This is a genomic window from Streptomyces sp. NPDC101393 (assembly GCF_044767385.1).
Taxonomy (GTDB): Bacteria; Actinomycetota; Actinomycetes; order Streptomycetales; family Streptomycetaceae; genus Streptomyces.
The window spans coordinates 369,820-386,922 of sequence record NZ_JBIWNU010000001.1; the positions used below are offsets into that span (position 1 = coordinate 369,820).

A 17,103-nucleotide genomic window follows, 5' to 3' on the forward strand; every position below is an offset into this window, starting at 1 on the left:
GTGCAGCTCCTCTCAGCCGAAGGCATTGCGCGCGCGGTCGGACTCGGCTTGACCACTCGCGGTGGTGGGGGCGGGGGGAGGCGTCGGGGTGGCGGCCCGGGTGGTCGTACCGCTCGGTGACGCGGACGATCCCGACGAGGCCGAGCCGTCGCCACCGCCGCCCGCGGAGGACGTCCCGCCGGATCCGGACTCCGACGCGGAGGAAGACGAGCCGGACTCGCCGTCGGACGCGCCACTCCCTCCCGTGCCGTCACCTTCGGAGGCCGGCGTCTTGTCCTTGGTGGCGATGTCGGCGACCTCCTTGACCCCGGCGAACTGCTCCTGCTGCCCTTCCCAGATCTTCTTGCCGCCCTCGGCGAAATCGCCCTGAGCGACCGCCCCGACCCCTTGGGCCGTGTGGTAGGCGCCGGTGGCAACTTTGCCGACATCCTTGACCTTGTCGCCGGCGCCGGCGACGCCCCAACCGTCGTCCTCGAACTCCACGAGCGGCTTGGCACCCGCCTTCACGGCGTCACTGAAGGAGAAGTCCTTCTGCGCCCCGAAGTGGCTCTTGATGCCCTGCGTGGCGATGTTCTGCCCGATCCCCTTCGCCGCGTCCGTACCGAGGCCCTTGAGCACCTCAAGCGCCATCTCCTTGGCGCTGCGCACCACCTTCTTCTCGACGGCCTCGGTGACGGCTTGGACGACCTTCTGCTTCGCCTCGTTGATGAGCCTGCGGACGATGACCCTGGTCGTCACCGTGGCCGCGGCCGCGCCGGCCTCCGAGGCGCCCAGGGTGACCGGTGCGGCCGCCTGCGCCATCGCGAACTCGATGGCCAGTGCGATGAGTTGGGCAATCACCGCGATCTTCATCACCATGACGATCGTGGCGACCACCTGGAGCACGATGGCGAGCACCTCTGCCGCGTCAGCCGCGTCATCGAGATAGCCATCACCCGCGAACTTCCTCCAGGTGTCGTCGAAGGCCTCGACGGCTTTACCGGAGTTGGCGCCGTGCACCGCGTTCGCGGCCGTCGTGCCATCCGACTGGTGCTGGCGAACCGCGACGGCGAAGCTGCTCCAGGCCTCTGCCGCCTCCCGCATCTTGTCCTCGTCGACGTTGGGCCACTGAAAGCCCAGCAGATCGAGGACCCAGTCGACCTCTCCAGGAAGCTTGATGGCGACCACGTGTGTCATTCCCCCGTAAAGCGCGGTGGTGATGGTGAGTTGGATGTGTGCGGGACGGGCCCGCCGAACCGAGAGGGCGTCAGGTCACGATGTCGGGGCGGCCGGCCGCGTACTTCGCGAGGTGATCGTGCTGCTCCTGCTCGGTGGAGTCGTAGTGCGCCCCCATGGCCTTGAGCTTGCTGCCGATCTTGGAGAGCTCCTCGCCGAGATGCGGCATCGACTCGCAGATCCCCTCGGCCACCGGTCCGTAGAGGTCGTTGAAGATACTGAGGAAGTCGTCCTTGCCCCACGCGTCACCGGGATCGCCCCCGACAGCGGCCTTCAGCGTCTTGGCGTCCTTGCTGAATCCTGAGCCGATCTCCTCGAAGGCGCCACCCTGCGTCTTGAGTACAGCCGGATCCACGTCATAGCCGGAGCCTGCCACGGGTCCCCCTCGGTTTTGCGATTAAGGATCGTACAAATCTTATGCCGTACGGTGTCCGACGCTATCAAAGAGCAGGAGCGAGGAACGTGAAGATCCATTTCACATTCAGCACACTCCGCCTCCGCAGCGAACCGTCATCACCACGCAGCCTTGATGACATGAACCAGAACGCCGGGAAGGAATTGTTCACCATGCCCCAATTGCCATCGATACCCGAAGTGAAACGAATGTGGGGTCGTTTTCTTCACGCGGGCGCCATGGTGATGGCCCTGGCGGCCAGCGCGGTTTTCGTATGGATGGGACTGACCCAGGCGGGCCTTGCGGGCACACACGGAACCTTTACCGTCGAGGAGTGCCACAGCGTCACGCATCGCCACTCCGGAAAGCACGGGTCAGGAGGTTCCACCACCGACTACACGTGCACGGGGGCTTTCCGCTCCGACGACGGCAAGGCCGCGGAGAGCGAATCCCATATGAGCAATTTGGGCAAGTCGTACCCGAAGGGCTACCACTTCTCCACCCAGCTCAGCGGCAATGAGGTCATGCCTCGGAACACTCAGGCCGGCGCGGTGAAGTTCATCATCGCCTCCGGCATTCTTCTCCTCGACGCCTTTGTGCTCTTCTGGTTCATCACGCGCCTCGACAAGAACGGCCTGACCATGAAGGAGACCTGGCGGTCGACCAAGGGGACGGTGGGCCGTGTTGCCGTGGTCTGCGTCGCAACGGTGGCGGTCGCCGGTTTGCTCGGCAGCTCGGTGTGGGCCCTCGTGGCCGCCGGCTGAAACGGACGGCGGCGCACCACGGGCCGAGCCCGTGGTGCGCCGCGGCGGAAGTTCGATCAGCGATCGACATCTGCGCCTGCCGGATTCCCGGCCGACGACCACGAAAGCGAAACCGCCATGCCCAACTCTTCGCAGATGTCCGGCAAGACACCTTTGAAGACGCTATACGTCCACATTTTCTTCCTGGCTGTCGCCGTGGCGCTATTTACCGTCTTCTTCGTCAAAGGGCTGACTGCGGCGGGCCTCACGGGCACACACGGAGCATTCACGGTCAAGGAGTGCTCCCGTGAAAGCACCGGTAACACAGCACCATGACGACTGTGTCGGCACCTTCCGCTCGGACGACGGGAAGGTTGTGGACAACGAGGCGTCCATGGGCAGCCTCGACACCGGGTACGACCCGGGCGTCAAATTCGCGCCCCAGGGGCACAGCGACAGCACCGTCCTCAGCGTCCTGTCCGCCGCGACCTACACCATCGCCGGTCGCGATGCTGCCATGAGCAACTTCTCCACCGGCTTCATCTTTCTCCTCTTCATCATCCCGGTGCAGCTCTTCTTCTGGCTCAAGCGCTTCAGCGAACCCACTCGCACCCTCCCCCAGCATTGGGCGGCCTGGCGTGCGACAGCCGGCACCCGAACCCGCAAGATCGTGCTCAGCGCCGCCGCGGCAGCCCCCTTCGGCGCGATCGTCGTCGGCCCGGTCCTCGGATCCGCCCTCACTTCCGGCAGTTGAGCCGGCTGCGGAACTGCCTGAGGGGGCGAAGCCGTCGCGCTGACGGCCCCGCCCCCTCAAGCAGCGCTCAGAACCCGGCCGGCTCCGTATAGACGCCCCACTCGTCCCGCAGCACCCCGCAGATCTCACCGAGCGTGGCCTCCGCCCGGACCGCCTCCAGCATCGGCTCGATCATGTTGCCGCCGTCCCGCGCGGACTCCAGCATCGCCTTCAGCGAGGCCTGCACGCGGGCGTCGTCACGGGCCGCCTTGCGGTCACCGAGCACCTGCACCTGGTCCCGCTCCACCTCATGGCTGACCCGAAGGATCTCCAGATCGCCGGTGACCGAACCGTGGTGACAGTTGACGCCGACGACCCGCTTGTCGCCCTTCTCCAGCGACTGCTGGTACTGGAAGGCGGATTCGGCGATCTCACCGGTGAACCAGCCGTCCTCGATGCCGCGCAGAATCCCGGACGTCATCGGGCCGATCGGGTGCTGCCCGTTCGGCACCGCCCGCACACCCCGCTCCTTGATCTGCTCGAAGATCTTCTCGGCGTCCGCCTCGATCCGGTCGGTCAGCGACTCGATGAACCACGAACCACCCAACGGGTCCGCGACATTGGCGACCCCGGTCTCCTCCATCAGCACCTGCTGCGTACGCAGCGCGATCTCGGCGGCCTGCTCGCTGGGCAGCGCCAGCGTCTCGTCCAGGGCGTTGGTGTGCAGCGAGTTCGTCCCGCCGAGCACCGCCGCCAGCGCCTCCACGGCCGTCCGCACCACGTTGTTGTACGGCTGCTGAGCGGTCAGCGAGACGCCCGCGGTCTGCGTGTGGAACCGCAGCCACTGCGCCTTCTCGCTGCTCGCGCCGTACACGTCGCGCATCCAGCGGGCCCAGATCCTGCGCGCCGCACGGAACTTGGCGATCTCCTCGAAGAAGTCGAGATGCGCGTCGAAGAAGAACGACAGCCCCGGCGCGAAGGTGTCCACGTCGAGCCCGCGGGACAGCCCGAGCTCCACGTACCCGAAGCCGTCGGCGAGCGTGTACGCCAGCTCCTGCGCGGCCGTCGCCCCCGCCTCACGGATGTGATAGCCGGAGACCGAGAGCGGCTTGTACGCGGGGATGCCCTTCGCGCAGTGCTCCATCAGGTCGCCGATCAGCCGCAGATGCGGCTCCGGCTGGAAGAGCCACTCCTTCTGCGCGATGTACTCCTTGAAGATGTCCGTCTGCAACGTGCCGTTGAGGACGCCCGGGTCGATGCCCTGCCGTTCCGCCGCCACCAGGTACATGCAGAACACGGGCACGGCAGGCCCGCTGATCGTCATCGACGTCGTGACGTCCCCCAGCGGGATGTCCTTGAACAGCACCTCCATGTCGGCCGCGGAGTCGATGGCCACACCGCAGTGACCGACCTCGCCGAGCGAACGCGGATCGTCGGAGTCCCGCCCCATCAGGGTCGGCATGTCGAACGCGACGGAGAGACCGCCGCCGCCCGCCTTCAGGATCATCTTGTAGCGCTCGTTGGTCTGCTCGGCATTGCCGAAGCCGGCGAACTGGCGGATGGTCCAGGTCCGGCCGCGGTAGCCGGTCGGATAGAGCCCACGCGTGAAGGGGTACTCCCCCGGCCAGCCGATCCGCTCGAACCCCTCGACCGAGTCACCCGGCCTGGGCCCGTACGCGGGCTCGACGGGATCGCCCGACAACGTGGTGAAGTCCGCGTCACGCTTCCGTGCGGAGTCGTACCGGGCCTGCCAGCGGCGGCGGCCCTCATCAATCGCGTCAGCGTCCATCCCTCAAATTTACTAGGACGTCCTAGTAATTGTCGATGGCTGCAGGTCGGCAGTGCCCCTGACAGGCAAGGATGGCACGTGGCTTGCAGCATCGGCCAAGGTGTGCGGGCGGGGTCGACGTACGTCTGTCGCATCTCTGCACGCTCACCGGTACGGCGGGAGAGTCGGCAACGGCGGACGGCCGGAGGGGGGCCGCCCCGGGGTGTCCCCGCAGCGACAGGTGCCAGACGGGGCCCCGTCTAAACCACGTACCCGAGGGCACATGCGTCGAGGAGACACCCCGGGGCGGCCCCCCTCCGGCCCCACCACCCACACACCGAACCCACCCGACCCACGGACAGGGCGCACGACGAAAGACGGCGGAGGCCACTCCGCCATCCCGCCACCCGCACCCGCACCCGCACCCGCACCCGCACCCGCACCCGCACACAAAAACGCGCCCCACCGAACCGGCAGGGCGCGATAAGCAGGGGGTGTGCGGTCAGGCCTTGACCGGCTCCGGCGCCGCGTCCGCGACCAGGGGCCCGATCTCGGCGGCAACCTTGCGCTCGACGAAGAACGCCGCCGTGGGAATCGTGCCCGCGATCAGCACCCAGAGCAGCTTCCCGAACTTCCACTTCGCCTTGGAGCCCAGGTCGAACGCGAACACCAGGTAGATGATGTAGAGCACGCCGTGGATCTGGGATACGACGAGGGTCAGGTCCTTGCCCATCTCGAAGCCGTACTTGAACACCATGCAGGCGCACAGCACGAGCAGCATCACGGCGGTGATGTAGGCCATCACCCGGTAACGGGTCAGGACGCTTCGCTTCATGCCCCGAGCGTAACCGCCCGTTCCGGGGCGATCTTCGCCGCCCCCGGCCCGGCCGGAACGGACCTCGCAAGCCCTGCGAGCTCAGCCCTCCGAGCTCAGTCCTCCGAGAAGTCCGCCGCCGCGACCCGCAACGGCCGCAGCATCGCGAAGATCTCCCCGCACTCCTCGTCGTCGTACGCGCCGAGCCCGAAGTCCATCGACATCAGCTCGCGGGTGGCCGCGTCGCACACCTCGCGCCCCTTGTCGGTGATGGAGGCGAGCGTGCCGCGCCCGTCGTTGGGGTTGGGGCGCTTGGCCACCAGGCCGGACCGCACCAGGCGGTCGACGGTGTTGGTCACGGACGTGGGATGCACCATGAGCCGCTCGCCGATCTTCGACATCGGCAGCTCGCCGGCCTTGGAGAAGGTCAGCAGCACCAGCGCCTCGTAGCGGGCGAAGGTCAGGCCGTACGGCTTGACCACCGCGTCCACCTCGGCCAGCAGGATCTGGTGGGCACGCATGATCGAGGTGATGGCGGCCATCGAGGGCACGGCGCCCCATCGCTGCTGCCACAATTCGTCGGCGCGCGCGATGGGATCGAAAGCAAGGCTGAGCGGCTTCGGCACGGCCCCGACCCTACCCGCCGGTCATATTGTGGTCAGCCGCGTCTCAGCTTTCGGGCTCACGATCCGGGCGCGGCCCGCACCCAGGCTCCGGGCTCGGCCCATGGGGAGCGACGGCTCCCGGGGCGTCGCCGCCCGTTCGCCGTACCTCGACGATCACCGCCAGGACGCCGAGCACGCCGATCGCTCCGCCGGCCGGCATGACCACTCGAAGGGGTACGAATTCGGCGGCGGCTCCGGCCAGCCCCATCCCCAAGCCCATGATCGTCATCCGCCCCGCCTGCATCACCGTCATCGCCTGCCCCAGCAGCGCGTCGGGCACCGCGGCGACGAACCACCGGTCCACACCGAAGTTGTACGAGATCCCGGTGCCGGTGAGGACCAGCAGCAGCACGGCCCAGCCCAGCGAGGGCCGGGCGGCGAAACCGAGGGACGGGAGTACGGCGCACAGGCCCATGGGGAAGGTGAGGCGCTCGCGGGCGACCGGACCGAGGAACGAGCCGACCAGGGTCTCGGCGACGACCGCACCGATGGGCATGCTGCACATGAGCAGCCCCAGCCCGGCCGGGCCGACGCCGAGCGTCCCCGCGTACGCGACCAGCAGCGCCTCGGGGACGACGACGCACGTGGGCGGCAGCCAGCACAGGAGCAGGAGCGCCCGGATCCTGCGGTCGGCGAGCAGCTGCCGGGCGCCGGTCAGGGAGGCCCGCAGCAGGGCGCCACGGGTCGCGCGGCGGGCCGGGCGGACGCGGGTACCCAGCCGGAGCAGCAGGGCCGAGCCGAGAAAGGTCGCGGCGGTGACGGCCAGCACCGCATGCGGGGTGACGGCGGCCAGCAGCAGACCGGCGGCGGCGAAGCCGGCGAGCTGCGCGCTCTGGTTGACGATGCGGATCACCGAGCGGCCCAGGACGAACAGGTCGCCCTCGCCGAGCACCTCGCCGAGTGTCGCGGCACGGGTGCCGGCGAAGACCGGGGCGATGGCGGCGATCACGCAGCGCAGCCCGAGCAGTGCCGCGACCGGGACGCCCGGCAGCATCATGCCCGCTGCGGCGAGCGCGCACAGCAGGTCGCAGACGACGAGCACGCGGCGGGCCGGGTAGCGGTCGGCGACGGCCGACAACAGGGTGCCGCCGACGAGGTACGGGAGCAGGCCGAGGGCGAAGGTGAGCGCGCTCAGGAGCGGTGAGGCGGTGAGGCGGAAGACCAGGACGGAGAGGGCCAGTTCGCAGACGACCACGCCGAGTGACGCCAGGAGGTGGGCGGCGAAGACGGCCCGGAATTCGGGGACGGCGAAGACGGCGCGGTAGCCGGCGGGGGCGTCCGGCCCGGTGCGCGCTGCGGCGTGCGGGGGTGGCACCGGTGTGCGGCCCGGCTGCGCGGGCCCTGCGGGCGAGCTCATGGCGGCAGCCTCCCGGGGCGGCCGGCCGCGCCGTAGTCTTTCGCCTCCGGCCGAATCCTGGGCGTACGGGCTTCGGTTCGGGTCCGGGGTGGCTCGGGTCCGGCTCGGGTCCGGGTCGGTTCGGGTCCGGCTCGGCTCGGGTCCGGGTCGGCCGGGGTTCGCGTTCGGCCGAGGTTCGCGTTCGTCTGGGGTTCGGACTCGGTTCGGGTTCGGGGAGGAAGGGGGCCGCCCGGTGCCGCTGGACTTACGTTTCGGGGCCGACGACCTGCTGCGGATCCGGTTCGCGATCTCGCCGCTGTGCGAGACCCACGAGGCGCTGCGTACGCTGCGGCGCGCGCACCGGCACGCGTATCACCTGCCGTGGTTGCGGCGGATGCGCGAGACGGTGGCGGGGCTCGACCTCTCGCAGCTGTGGCTGTTCATGCCGTATCCGTCACCGGGCTATACGCCGGATTTCCTGGGCCGCCCGCCGGGCTCCCCGCTGGCGGGTTTCGACGAGGAGCTGGCGCGGCTGCGGGCGACCGATCCGGGGGTGGCGCGGGCGGAGATGGCCAAGTCGCTGGCGTGTACGCCGGGGGCCGCCGGGTCCCCGGCGGGCCGGGCGGCGCTGGCGGATCCGGCGCGCGCCGTGCAGGAGCTGGCCGATGTCACCGAGCGGGCCTGGCATGCGCTGCTGGCGCCGTACTGGCCGCGGCTGCGGGCGCTGCTGGAGGCCGAGATCGCCTACCGGTCACGCCAGTTGGCGGGCGGCGGGCTGCAGCGGCTGTTCGCCGGTCTGGATCCCCGGCTGTCGTGGTCGGGGGGCACCCTGACGGTCCGTACGTCGGCCGAGTTCGCGCAGCTGCAGGATCTGGACGGGCGCGGGGTGCTGCTGCTGCCGAGCGTGTTCGTGTGGCCCGATGTGGTCAGCGGCTTCGATCCGCCGTGGCAGCCGACCGTGATCTATCCGGCGCGCGGCATCGGCGGTCTGTGGGCGGAGCCGGAGGCGGACGCGGCGCTGGTGCGGCTGCTGGGCGCGAACCGGGCCGCGGTGCTGGCCGCGCTGGACGAGCCGGCCTCGACGTCCGCGCTGGCACACCGGCTGGGGCTCGCCCCCTCGTCCGTGTCGGCGCATCTGTCCGTGCTGCGCGACGCCGGTCTGCTGGCGTCGCGCCGGCACGGACATCAGGTGCTGTACGCGCGCACGCCGCTGGGCGGCGCGCTGGCGGCCGGGCACTGAGCCGGCCGCGCTCCGGGCGGGCCCGTCAGGGTCCTGCGTGCGGGGCCGTCAGGCGGCCGGGCCGCCGTCGGCGAGGTGCCGTTCGACGGTCTCGACCTTGGAGGTCAGCCCGTCGGTGACGCCGGGCCGGATGTCGGCCTTGAGGACGAGCGACACACGCCCGGCGCGCGCCTCGACGGCGGCGACGGCGCGCTTGACGACGTCCATGACCTCGTCCCACTCACCCTCGATGGACGTGAACATCGCGTCCGTGCGGTGCGGAAGCCCCGATTCGCGGACGACCCGGACGGCGTCGGCGACATAGGAGCCGACGTCCTCACCGACACCGAGCGGGCTCACCGAGAAGGCGACGATCATGCGTTCACGACGCCTTCCTGGCGGGCGCGGGCGGCGATCAGGCCGGCTTCGGTCTCGCGCTTGAGCTTGCGCTCGGCGAAGAAGCCGCCGGTGGGCAGCACGGAGAGGAGGAAGTAGAGCGCGGCGGTCTTCAGCGGCCACTTGGTGCGGTTCCAGGCGTCCAGCCAGAAGACGACGTAGAGGATGAACAGCACGCCGTGCACCATGCCCATGACCATCACGCCATCGAAGCTGGTGGTGCGCTTGAGGACGGAGCAGCACAGCAGCAGCAGGAAGGACACCGCTTCGGGGGCGGAGACCAGGCGGAGCCGGCGCAGGGCGGATGCGGTGGTGATGTCCACGGGAACCTCGTTCGGGTGGCAGGGGAGGCAGCACTGCTTGTGCAAGAGTTCACAAGCTTCGCCCCATTGTTACAGCCGCGCTTCGCGATCACCGCGTCGGGGGCGGGTCCGAGGGCACGGCCGGGGGCGCGCCGGGACACGGTCCGGGGTGCGTCGGGGTCCGGTCAGGGGTGGATCGGGGGCGAAGGGCCTGCCCCGCACGCCGTTCGCCGACTACCGTCTGAGGCGTGGCTCAGTTTCGGCTCCAGGGGAGCAAGGTGCTCGCCGTCGATATGACGGGCGATGCCGTCAAGGCGAAAAACGGTGCGATGGTCGCGTACGACGGCCAGATGGCGTTCAAGAAGATGAGCGGAGGCGGTGAGGGTCTGCGCGGCATGGTCACCCGGCGTCTCACGGGTGAGCAGATGGCCGTGATGGAGGTGAAGGGGCACGGCACCTGCTATTTCGCCGATCGTGCCAGCGAGATCAATCTGGTGCAGCTGCACGGCGAGAAGCTGTTCGTCGAGGCCAGCAATCTGCTGTGCACGGACGCCGCGCTGCGGACCGGCACGACCTTCACCGGCCTGCGGGGCGCCTCGCAGGGCAACGGCCTGTTCACGACGACCGTCGAGGGCAGCGGCCAGGCGGCGCTCACCTCCGACGGGCCGGCGATGGTGCTGCGCGTCACCAAGCAGTATCCGCTCCAGGTCGACCCGGGCGCGTACGTCGCGCACACCGGCGACCTCAAGCAGCACTTCCAATCCGGGGTGAACTTCCGCACGTTCATCGGTGAGGGCTCCGGCGAGGCCTTCCAGATCCGCTTCGAGGGCGAGGGCCTGGTGTACGTGCAGCCCAGCGAGCGCAACACCGTGGGCGGTGAGGTCTGATGCCGTTCACGGTCCTCAACTCCCGCATGGTCGAGGCCCGGATCGCGCCGGGCCAGCGGATGTACAGCCAGCGCGGTGCGATGCTCGCCTACCGCGGCGAGGTCACCTTCACCCCGAACATCCAGGGCGGCCAGGGCGGCGTCGGCTCGATGATCGGCCGCCGGATCGCCGGCGAGGCGACGCCGCTGATGACGGTCGAGGGCGGCCAGGGCAGGGTCCCCGCCACCGTGATGTTCGGCCACGGCGGCCATCACGTCCACGTCGTCGACCTGACCGGCGAGACGCTGTACGTCGAGGCAGACCGCCTGCTGGCGTTCGACGGCTCGCTCCAGCAGGGCACGATGTTCATGGGCTCGCAGGGCGGCGTGATGGGCATGGTGCGCGGCCAGGTCACCGGCCAGGGCCTGTTCACCACGACGCTCAAGGGGCAGGGCTCGGCCGCGGTGATGGCGCACGGCGGCGTCATCGAGCTGCCGATCACGCCACAGCGCTCGGTCCATGTCGACCCACAGGCGTATGTCGCGCACCGCGGCGACGTCCGCAACAAACTGTCCACGGCGCTCGGCTGGCGCGACATGGTCGGCCGCGGCTCGGGCGAGGCCTTCCAGCTGGAGCTGTCGGGCCAGGGCACCGTCTACGTACAGGCGTCGGAGGAAAAGCTGTGACCGGTCCCGTCATCCACGACGTCCAGACGCTCCCCGCCGACGACAACGTCAATCCCTACGCCTTCAGCGTGGATCTGAACGGCCAGTGGTTCCTGCAGAAGGGGAAGATGATCGCCTATTACGGGCGGATCGACTTCCAGGGCATCGGGCACGGCCGGCTGGACCGGCTGATCGCCGGCAGTTTCCATTCGCCACTGCACGCCGCGGACTGGGTCGTGGCCGAGGGTCAGGGCAAGATGCTGCTCGCCGACCGGGCCTTCGATGTGAACTCCTTCGACCTGGACGAGGGCAACCTCACCATTCGCTCGGGCAATCTGCTCGCTTTCCAGCCATCTCTGTCGCTGAAGCAGTCGATCATCCCGGGCTTCCTGACCCTGATCGGTACGGGCAAGTTCGTGGCGGCTTCCAACGGCCCGGTGGTGTTCGTCGAGCCGCCCATCCGGGTGGACCCGCAGGCCCTCGTCGGCTGGGCCGACTGCCCCTCCCCCTGCCACCATTACGACCACCAGTACCTGCAGGGATTCCTGGGCGGCCTGCGGGCGCACACCGGTATCGGCGGTGCTTCCGGCGAGGAGCACCAATTCGAGTTCATCGGGGCGGGCACGGTCCTGCTGCAGTCGTCGGAGCAGCTGATGCCGGAGCTGGCGACCGGCGGGGTGCCGAACGAGGCGGGCGTTCCGGGTGGCGGCGGGGGTGGCCACGGCGCGCAAAGTGGCTCACAAACGCCTCAGCTGCCCGGCAGCCTCGGGGGCCTCCAGCGGCGCTTCGGGCTGTGAGCGGTAGTCTGCGGACGGTGACCTCGAACGTCTGACCAACCTCCGGCCACCGGCCGGCCGGGGTTCCCCGCATCACAGCCATGATTAATTCATTATTCAACTTTCACGGGTAGAATTCTTCCATGACGACCGACAGTGACACCCCCTGGCTGACCAACCAGGAACAGCGTGCCTGGCGCACCCACCTGGACGTCAGCAGACTGCTGATGCACCAACTGGAGCGCGATCTCCAGCCGTTCGGGCTGACCAACAACGACTACGAGATCCTCGTCAACCTCTCCGAGGCCGACGACCGCCGCCTGCGGATGAGCGACCTGGCGGCCGGCACCCTGCAGTCCAAGAGCCGTCTCTCGCACCAGATCACCCGCATGGAGAATGCCGGGCTGGTCCGCCGCGAAAGCTGCGAGTCGGACCGCCGCGGCCTCTTCGCCGTCCTGACGGACGAAGGCTGGGACACCATGCGCCGGGTCGCCCCGCACCACGTCGCGTCGGTGCGCAAGCACTTCATCGACCTCTTCTCCCCGGACACCCTCGAAGCGCTCCGCGCCTCCCTCGCCCCCGTGGCCGAGCACCTCAGGGAAGAGCGCGGCAGCCTCTGACGCAGCCGCCGCGGCCCACCACCGGGCCGCGGCGCCGCCCCGGGCCGCCCGCCGCCCCCGGCCGCCCGCTAGCCGTCGGCCGAGGCCCCCGAGCCGTGCTCCGGAACGGGCAGCCGCAGCTCGAAGACCGACCCCTCCCGGACGGCCAGCGAACCACCGTGCCGCACCGCCACGTCCCGGGCGATGGCGAGCCCGAGCCCGGCCCCGCCGTCGTCCCGCGCCCGCGCGTCGTCGAGCCGTACGAACCGCTCGAAGATCCGCTCCCGCTCCGCCGCCGGCACCCCGGGCCCGTCGTCGTCGACCCGCAGCACCACCCACGCGCCGTCGCGCACCACCGCGACCCGCACCGACGCGTCGGCATGGCGCTGCGCGTTGTCCAGCAGATTGCCCAGCACCCGCCCCAACTGGCTCCTGGACCCCGCCACTTCCACGCTCGCCAGCTCGCCCACCCGTACCGGAATCCGGTCGGCGACCCGCTGCGAACTCTCCTCGCGCACCAGCGCCGCCAGATCGACCCGCGCGTCCGACGGCCGCTCCCCCGCGTCCAGCCGGGCCAGCAGCAAAAGGTCGGCGGCCAGCCGCTGCAGGCGCACGGTGTCCTCCACCGCCCCCTGCACATCCAGCAACTCCGGATGCGCCACGCCCACTTCGAGCTGGGTACGCAGACTCGCGATCGGGCTGCGCAGCTCGTGCGAGGCATCCGCGACGAACCGCCGCTGCCGCTCCACGGACGTCTCCAGCGCCGCCAGCGTCTCATTCGTCGTACGCGCCAGGCGGCCGATCTCGTCCTGCGCGGCGGGCACCGGCACCCGCCGGCTCAGATCCGTACTCGCGGTGATCGCGGCCATCTCCCCGCGGATCCCCTCCACCGGCCGCAGCGCCCGCCGGGTCATCAGCCACGTCACGCCCGCCACCACCACGAGCAGCAGCGGCAGCCCGATCAGCATGGCGCTGCGCACCGTGCCGACGGCGTCCTGCTCCGACGCCAGCGCCCCGCCGGCCCGCACCGTGGCCTTCTTGCCCGCGGTGTCCTTGGCCTCCACCGAGGCGAAGCGGTAGTCGGCCACCGTGCCGTCGACCGTGGCCGTCCCGTCCCGGTACGTCGCGTCGTCGTCGACCTCACCGGGCTTGGGCCCGCTGACGTCGTCATCCCTGTCATCACTGTCCTCGTCCGACGACCCCGACTGACCGCTCCCCGAGCCCTGCTTCCCCGCGCTCACCGCCTTCCCGTCGATGGCGCGCACCTCGTCACCGACCGCCAGCACCCGCCCGTCGTCATTGACGACCACCACCGGATGCTCGTCGCCGTCGGGCAGATCCAGTTTTCCGTACGCCGTGCCCGTCGCGATCTGCGAGGCGACCTCCCGCGCCGCGACCTCCGCCTGTAGCCCCGCCTGGTCGTGGAGATTGCTCCGCAGCACCAGGAGCACCGCGATCCCGGCCGCGATCAGTGCCACCGCCACCACGGCGGTCGCGCCCGCCGCCGCCTTGGCCCGTACGGACCCCAGCGCCCTACGCACCGGCCACCAGCCGGTATCCGGCGCCGCGCACGGTCACGATGTGACCCGCGCCGAGCTTGCGCCGCAGCGCGCTCACATACACCTCGATGATGTTGAGATCGCCCTCGTAGGCGAAGTCCCAGACGTGCTCCAGAATCTCGGCCTTGGACACCACGTCCCCGGCCCGCAGCGCCAACTGCTCCAGCACGGCGAACTCCTTCGCGGTCAAGGTCACTTCCTCGCCGTCCCGCTCCACCTTCCGCGACCCCTGGTCGACCGTGAGCGGCCCCACCCGCAGCACGGGCTGAGCCGTCCGGCCGCGCCGGCGCAGCAGCGCCTTCACCCGGGCCACCAGCACCACGTACGAGAACGGCTTGGTCAGATAGTCGTCGGCGCCGGTGTCCAGCCCCTCGGCCTCGTCGTACTCGCCGTCCTTGGCCGTCAGCATCAGGATCGGCACCTCGTCGCCCGCGGCTCGCAGGGCCCCGCAGACGCGGTAGCCGTTCATGCCCGGCAGCATGATGTCCAGCACGATCAGGTCGTACGCGCCCTCGCTCGCGCGGTGCAGCCCCTCGCGGCCGTCGTGCACGACATCGACGGCGAACCCCTCGGCCGTCAAGCCCTTGGCCAGCGACAACGCGAGCCGCTTCTCATCCTCCACGATCAACAGGCGCATGCGGTCCACCTTGCCATTCCCTACCTGAAGACCTCTTCAGGTGGCTTCAGGTCCCCTTCAGCTTCGTTCGGCCACTGTGTGGTCACAGCCGATCGAAAAGGGGTCCACTCATGAAGCGCCACATCGTCATCGCCACCGCCGCGGCCGCCGCCCTCATCGCGGGCGGCACGGCCACCGCGGTCGCCGTCAACGGCAACAGCGGTCCCGGCAGCACCCAGTCCGGCGCGCAGACCTCCGCGCAGCTCGCGGCGCAGAACGCGGGGACGGACCACGCGGGTACGTCCACGTCGCAGGACGGCCGTTCCAGCATCCGGATGCAGGACGACGACGACAACGGCCAGGAGGACATCCGCGAGGCCGACGCCGCCAAGGTGAGCGCCCCGGACGCCGCGGCCGCCGCGCTGAAGGCCGTCCCCGGCACCGTGACCGGTCTCGATCTGGACGCGGACCGTCCGGGCCTGGTCTGGGAAGCGGATGTGCTCGGCAAGGACGGCAGGTGGCACGAGGTCACCCTCGACGCCGGCAACGCCCGGGTCCTGAACCAGCACATCGACCACGAGGACGACGACGATCACGGCCAGGGGTATGTCCGCAACGAGCTGAAGGGCGCCAGGACCGACGCCGCCGCGGCGGCTCGCACGGCCTCTGCCGCGTACGGCACGGTCACCTCGGTCGACCTCGACGACGACCACCGGGCCGAGGCCGTCTGGGAGGTCGAGACCCTCACCAAGGACGGCAAGGAGCACAAGGTCCTCGTGGACCCGCAGTCCGGCGAGCTGACGGCTGCGCCGGCGCAGGACCAGGATGACGACGACAACGACGGCGCGGACGACTGACGCCGTCGGGTACGAGGCGGGTGCGGCGGGGGCCTTCGGGCCTCCGCCGTCTTTCGTCGTACGCCCTGTCCGTGGGTCGGGTGGGTTCGGTTGGTGGGTGGTGGGGCCGGGGGGGGGGGGGGGGGGGGGGGGGGGGGGGGGGTTGGGGTGGGGGGGGGGGGGGCGGGGGGGGGGCCCGCCCCGGGGTGTCTCCTCGACGCATGTGCCCTCGGGTACGTGGTTTAGACGGGGCCGCGTCTGGCACCTGTCGCTGCGGGGACACCCCGGGGCGGCCCCCCTCCGGCCGTCCGCCGTCGCCGACTCTCCCGCCGTACCCATGACCGTCCAGAAACAGCGCCACGACAGACGTACGTCGGGCCTGTCGTTCACCCGTGCGGGGGGCTGTTGTGTCGTGTGCCTTCGTGGAGCGGCGGGGCAGCCGGGAGTGTACGTAGGGCCGGAGGGGCCGTACCGGGGAGTCCCCGCAGCGACAGGTGCCGGACGGGGGGCGACTTCTGCACGTACCCGGGGGCACATGCGTCGAGGAGACGCCCCGGTGCGGACCCTCCGGCCCCCACCCACACGGCCCAACCGCCCCCGGCCACGCCGCACCCGCAGCCGACGCCGCTGGATCTGAGGCTCAGCCTCCCGACGTGAGGCCCTCCACGAGTTCGTCCGCGGCGCGGTACGGGTCCGTCTCGCCGGTCACGATCCGTTCGGCCAGAGCATCCAGGCGCTTGTCGCCGCTCAGGTCCCCGATGCGCTCGCGCAGGGCCGTGACCGCGATGGTCTCGACCTCGCGGGCCGCCCGCGCCCGCCGCCGCTGCGCCAGCACGCCCCGCTCCTCCATCCAGGCCCGGTGCTTCTCCAGCGCCTCGACGACCTCGTCCACGCCCTCGGCCCGCGCCGCGACCGTCTTGACGATGGGCGGCCGCCAGTCCCCCGGCGACCGCGATTCGCCCAGGCCCAGCATGTGGTTGAGCTCGCGGGCGGTGGCGTCCGCGCCGTCCCGGTCGGCCTTGTTGACGACGTAGACATCGCCGATCTCCAGGATTCCGGCCTTGGCCGCCTGGATGCCGTCACCCATGCCGGGAGCCAGCAGCACCACGCTGGTGTCGGCCTGTGAGGCGATCTCCACCTCGGACTGGCCGACACCGACCGTTTCGACGAGGACCACGTCGCAGCCCGCGGCGTCCAGTACCCGGATCGCCTGCGGCGCGGACCAGGCGAGGCCGCCCAGGTGGCCGCGGGTGGCCATCGAGCGGATGTAGACGCCGGGGTCCGAGGCGTGGTCGCTCATGCGGACGCGGTCGCCGAGCAACGCACCGCCGGAGAACGGGGAGGACGGGTCGACGGCAAGGACGCCGACCCGCTTGCCCGTCTTGCGGTAGGCCGTCACCAGGGCCGAGGTGGTGGTGGACTTCCCGACGCCGGGGGAACCGGTCAGCCCGACCACGTAGGCATTGCCGGTGAGCGGCGCCAGGGCCGCCATCACTTCGCGCAGCTCCGGTGACGCCCCCTCCACAAGGGAGATCAGCCGGGCCACGGCCCGGGGCCTGCCCTGCCGCGCCTGTTCGACCAGCTGCGGGACGTCCACCATC

Annotated in this window: 19 protein-coding genes; 8 read left to right on the plus strand and 11 right to left on the minus strand. The window is 70.4% G+C overall.

From position 1 onward, the window contains the following. Window positions 1-12: 12 nt before the first annotated feature. Window positions 13-1,167 (minus strand): hypothetical protein, encoded by a 1,155-nt coding sequence (locus ACIRQ7_RS01530; protein ID WP_401463126.1) that lies wholly within the window; start codon window positions 1,165-1,167, stop codon window positions 13-15. Window positions 1,168-1,246: 79 nt separating this feature from the next. Beyond that, window positions 1,247-1,591: a hypothetical protein gene (locus ACIRQ7_RS01535; protein WP_401463124.1), complete on the minus strand. Its 345-nt coding sequence runs from the start codon at window positions 1,589-1,591 to the stop codon at window positions 1,247-1,249. 158 nt (window positions 1,592-1,749) lie between these two features. Between ACIRQ7_RS01535 and ACIRQ7_RS01540 the strand changes: the two genes are divergently transcribed. Then, complete coding sequence (locus ACIRQ7_RS01540; RefSeq protein WP_404259069.1) at window positions 1,750-2,373, plus strand: hypothetical protein; 624 nt, start codon at window positions 1,750-1,752, stop codon at window positions 2,371-2,373. A 286-nt stretch (window positions 2,374-2,659) separates the two neighbouring features. Continuing rightward, entirely contained in the window at window positions 2,660-3,106 is a 447-nt protein-coding gene (locus ACIRQ7_RS01545) for a hypothetical protein (RefSeq protein ID WP_404259071.1), read from the plus strand. 67 nt (window positions 3,107-3,173) lie between these two features. Here the strand turns inward: ACIRQ7_RS01545 and ACIRQ7_RS01550 are convergent, their stop codons facing one another. The 4 genes from ACIRQ7_RS01550 to ACIRQ7_RS01565 all read right to left on the minus strand — a co-directional run bounded on the left by ACIRQ7_RS01550 (window position 3,174) and on the right by ACIRQ7_RS01565 (window position 7,689). Next, the gene (locus tag ACIRQ7_RS01550) at window positions 3,174-4,874 is read right to left on the minus strand and encodes a methylmalonyl-CoA mutase (protein WP_403666687.1); all 1,701 of its coding nucleotides are present in this window, start codon (window positions 4,872-4,874) and stop codon (window positions 3,174-3,176) included. A 481-nt stretch (window positions 4,875-5,355) separates the two neighbouring features. Continuing rightward, window positions 5,356-5,688 carry a DUF3817 domain-containing protein gene (locus tag ACIRQ7_RS01555; RefSeq protein WP_404259073.1) on the minus strand — a complete coding sequence of 111 codons (333 nt, stop codon included), beginning with the start codon at window positions 5,686-5,688 and terminating at the stop codon, window positions 5,356-5,358. 95 nt (window positions 5,689-5,783) lie between these two features. Further along, the gene (locus tag ACIRQ7_RS01560) at window positions 5,784-6,293 is read right to left on the minus strand and encodes a MarR family winged helix-turn-helix transcriptional regulator (protein WP_404259074.1); all 510 of its coding nucleotides are present in this window, start codon (window positions 6,291-6,293) and stop codon (window positions 5,784-5,786) included. A 43-nt stretch (window positions 6,294-6,336) separates the two neighbouring features. Next, window positions 6,337-7,689: an MFS transporter gene (locus ACIRQ7_RS01565; protein WP_404259075.1), complete on the minus strand. Its 1,353-nt coding sequence runs from the start codon at window positions 7,687-7,689 to the stop codon at window positions 6,337-6,339. A 232-nt stretch (window positions 7,690-7,921) separates the two neighbouring features. Here ACIRQ7_RS01565 and ACIRQ7_RS01570 point away from each other — a divergent pair, with 232 nt between their 5' ends. Further along, the gene (locus ACIRQ7_RS01570; protein WP_404259076.1) at window positions 7,922-8,908 is read left to right on the plus strand and encodes a DUF5937 family protein; all 987 of its coding nucleotides are present in this window, start codon (window positions 7,922-7,924) and stop codon (window positions 8,906-8,908) included. A 48-nt stretch (window positions 8,909-8,956) separates the two neighbouring features. Here the strand turns inward: ACIRQ7_RS01570 and ACIRQ7_RS01575 are convergent, their stop codons facing one another. Both ACIRQ7_RS01575 and ACIRQ7_RS01580 read right to left on the minus strand, forming a co-directional pair. Beyond that, complete coding sequence (locus ACIRQ7_RS01575) at window positions 8,957-9,265, minus strand: MTH1187 family thiamine-binding protein (protein WP_404259077.1); 309 nt, start codon at window positions 9,263-9,265, stop codon at window positions 8,957-8,959. Continuing rightward, a complete protein-coding gene (locus ACIRQ7_RS01580; RefSeq protein ID WP_401463106.1) occupies window positions 9,262-9,606 on the minus strand; it encodes a DUF3817 domain-containing protein in 345 nt (114 codons plus the stop codon). The genes ACIRQ7_RS01575 and ACIRQ7_RS01580 overlap by 4 nt, the downstream gene beginning before the upstream one ends. Window positions 9,607-9,833: 227 nt before the next feature. On the opposite strand from ACIRQ7_RS01580, the gene ACIRQ7_RS01585 reads away from it, so the two are divergent. From ACIRQ7_RS01585 to ACIRQ7_RS01600, 4 genes are all read left to right on the plus strand, one after another. Beyond that, on the plus strand, window positions 9,834-10,472 hold the full coding sequence (locus ACIRQ7_RS01585) for an AIM24 family protein (RefSeq protein WP_401463104.1): 639 nt from the start codon (window positions 9,834-9,836) through the stop codon (window positions 10,470-10,472). Next, window positions 10,472-11,137, plus strand: a complete 666-nt coding sequence (locus ACIRQ7_RS01590) for an AIM24 family protein (RefSeq protein ID WP_401463102.1) — start codon at window positions 10,472-10,474, stop codon at window positions 11,135-11,137. Before ACIRQ7_RS01585 ends, ACIRQ7_RS01590 begins: the two co-directional genes overlap by 1 nt. Then, a complete protein-coding gene (locus ACIRQ7_RS01595) occupies window positions 11,134-11,913 on the plus strand; it encodes an AIM24 family protein (RefSeq protein WP_401463100.1) in 780 nt (259 codons plus the stop codon). Before ACIRQ7_RS01590 ends, ACIRQ7_RS01595 begins: the two co-directional genes overlap by 4 nt. A 122-nt stretch (window positions 11,914-12,035) precedes the next feature. After that, entirely contained in the window at window positions 12,036-12,512 is a 477-nt protein-coding gene (locus ACIRQ7_RS01600) for a MarR family winged helix-turn-helix transcriptional regulator (RefSeq protein WP_401463098.1), read from the plus strand. Window positions 12,513-12,580: 68 nt separating this feature from the next. On the opposite strand, the gene ACIRQ7_RS01605 is transcribed toward ACIRQ7_RS01600, so the two are convergent. After that, window positions 12,581-14,020, minus strand: coding sequence for an ATP-binding protein (locus ACIRQ7_RS01605; protein ID WP_404260046.1), 1,440 nt, complete (start codon window positions 14,018-14,020; stop codon window positions 12,581-12,583). 4 nt (window positions 14,021-14,024) lie between these two features. Then, on the minus strand, window positions 14,025-14,687 hold the full coding sequence (locus ACIRQ7_RS01610) for a response regulator transcription factor (RefSeq protein ID WP_401463096.1): 663 nt from the start codon (window positions 14,685-14,687) through the stop codon (window positions 14,025-14,027). A 110-nt stretch (window positions 14,688-14,797) separates the two neighbouring features. On the opposite strand from ACIRQ7_RS01610, the gene ACIRQ7_RS01615 reads away from it, so the two are divergent. Further along, window positions 14,798-15,523 (plus strand): PepSY domain-containing protein, encoded by a 726-nt coding sequence (locus tag ACIRQ7_RS01615; protein ID WP_404259080.1) that lies wholly within the window; start codon window positions 14,798-14,800, stop codon window positions 15,521-15,523. A gap of 619 nt (window positions 15,524-16,142) precedes the next feature. Here the strand turns inward: ACIRQ7_RS01615 and meaB are convergent. After that, window positions 16,143-17,102, minus strand: coding sequence for a methylmalonyl Co-A mutase-associated GTPase MeaB (meaB, locus tag ACIRQ7_RS01620; protein ID WP_401463092.1), 960 nt, complete (start codon window positions 17,100-17,102; stop codon window positions 16,143-16,145). Between the last annotated feature and the right edge of the window lies 1 nt (window position 17,103).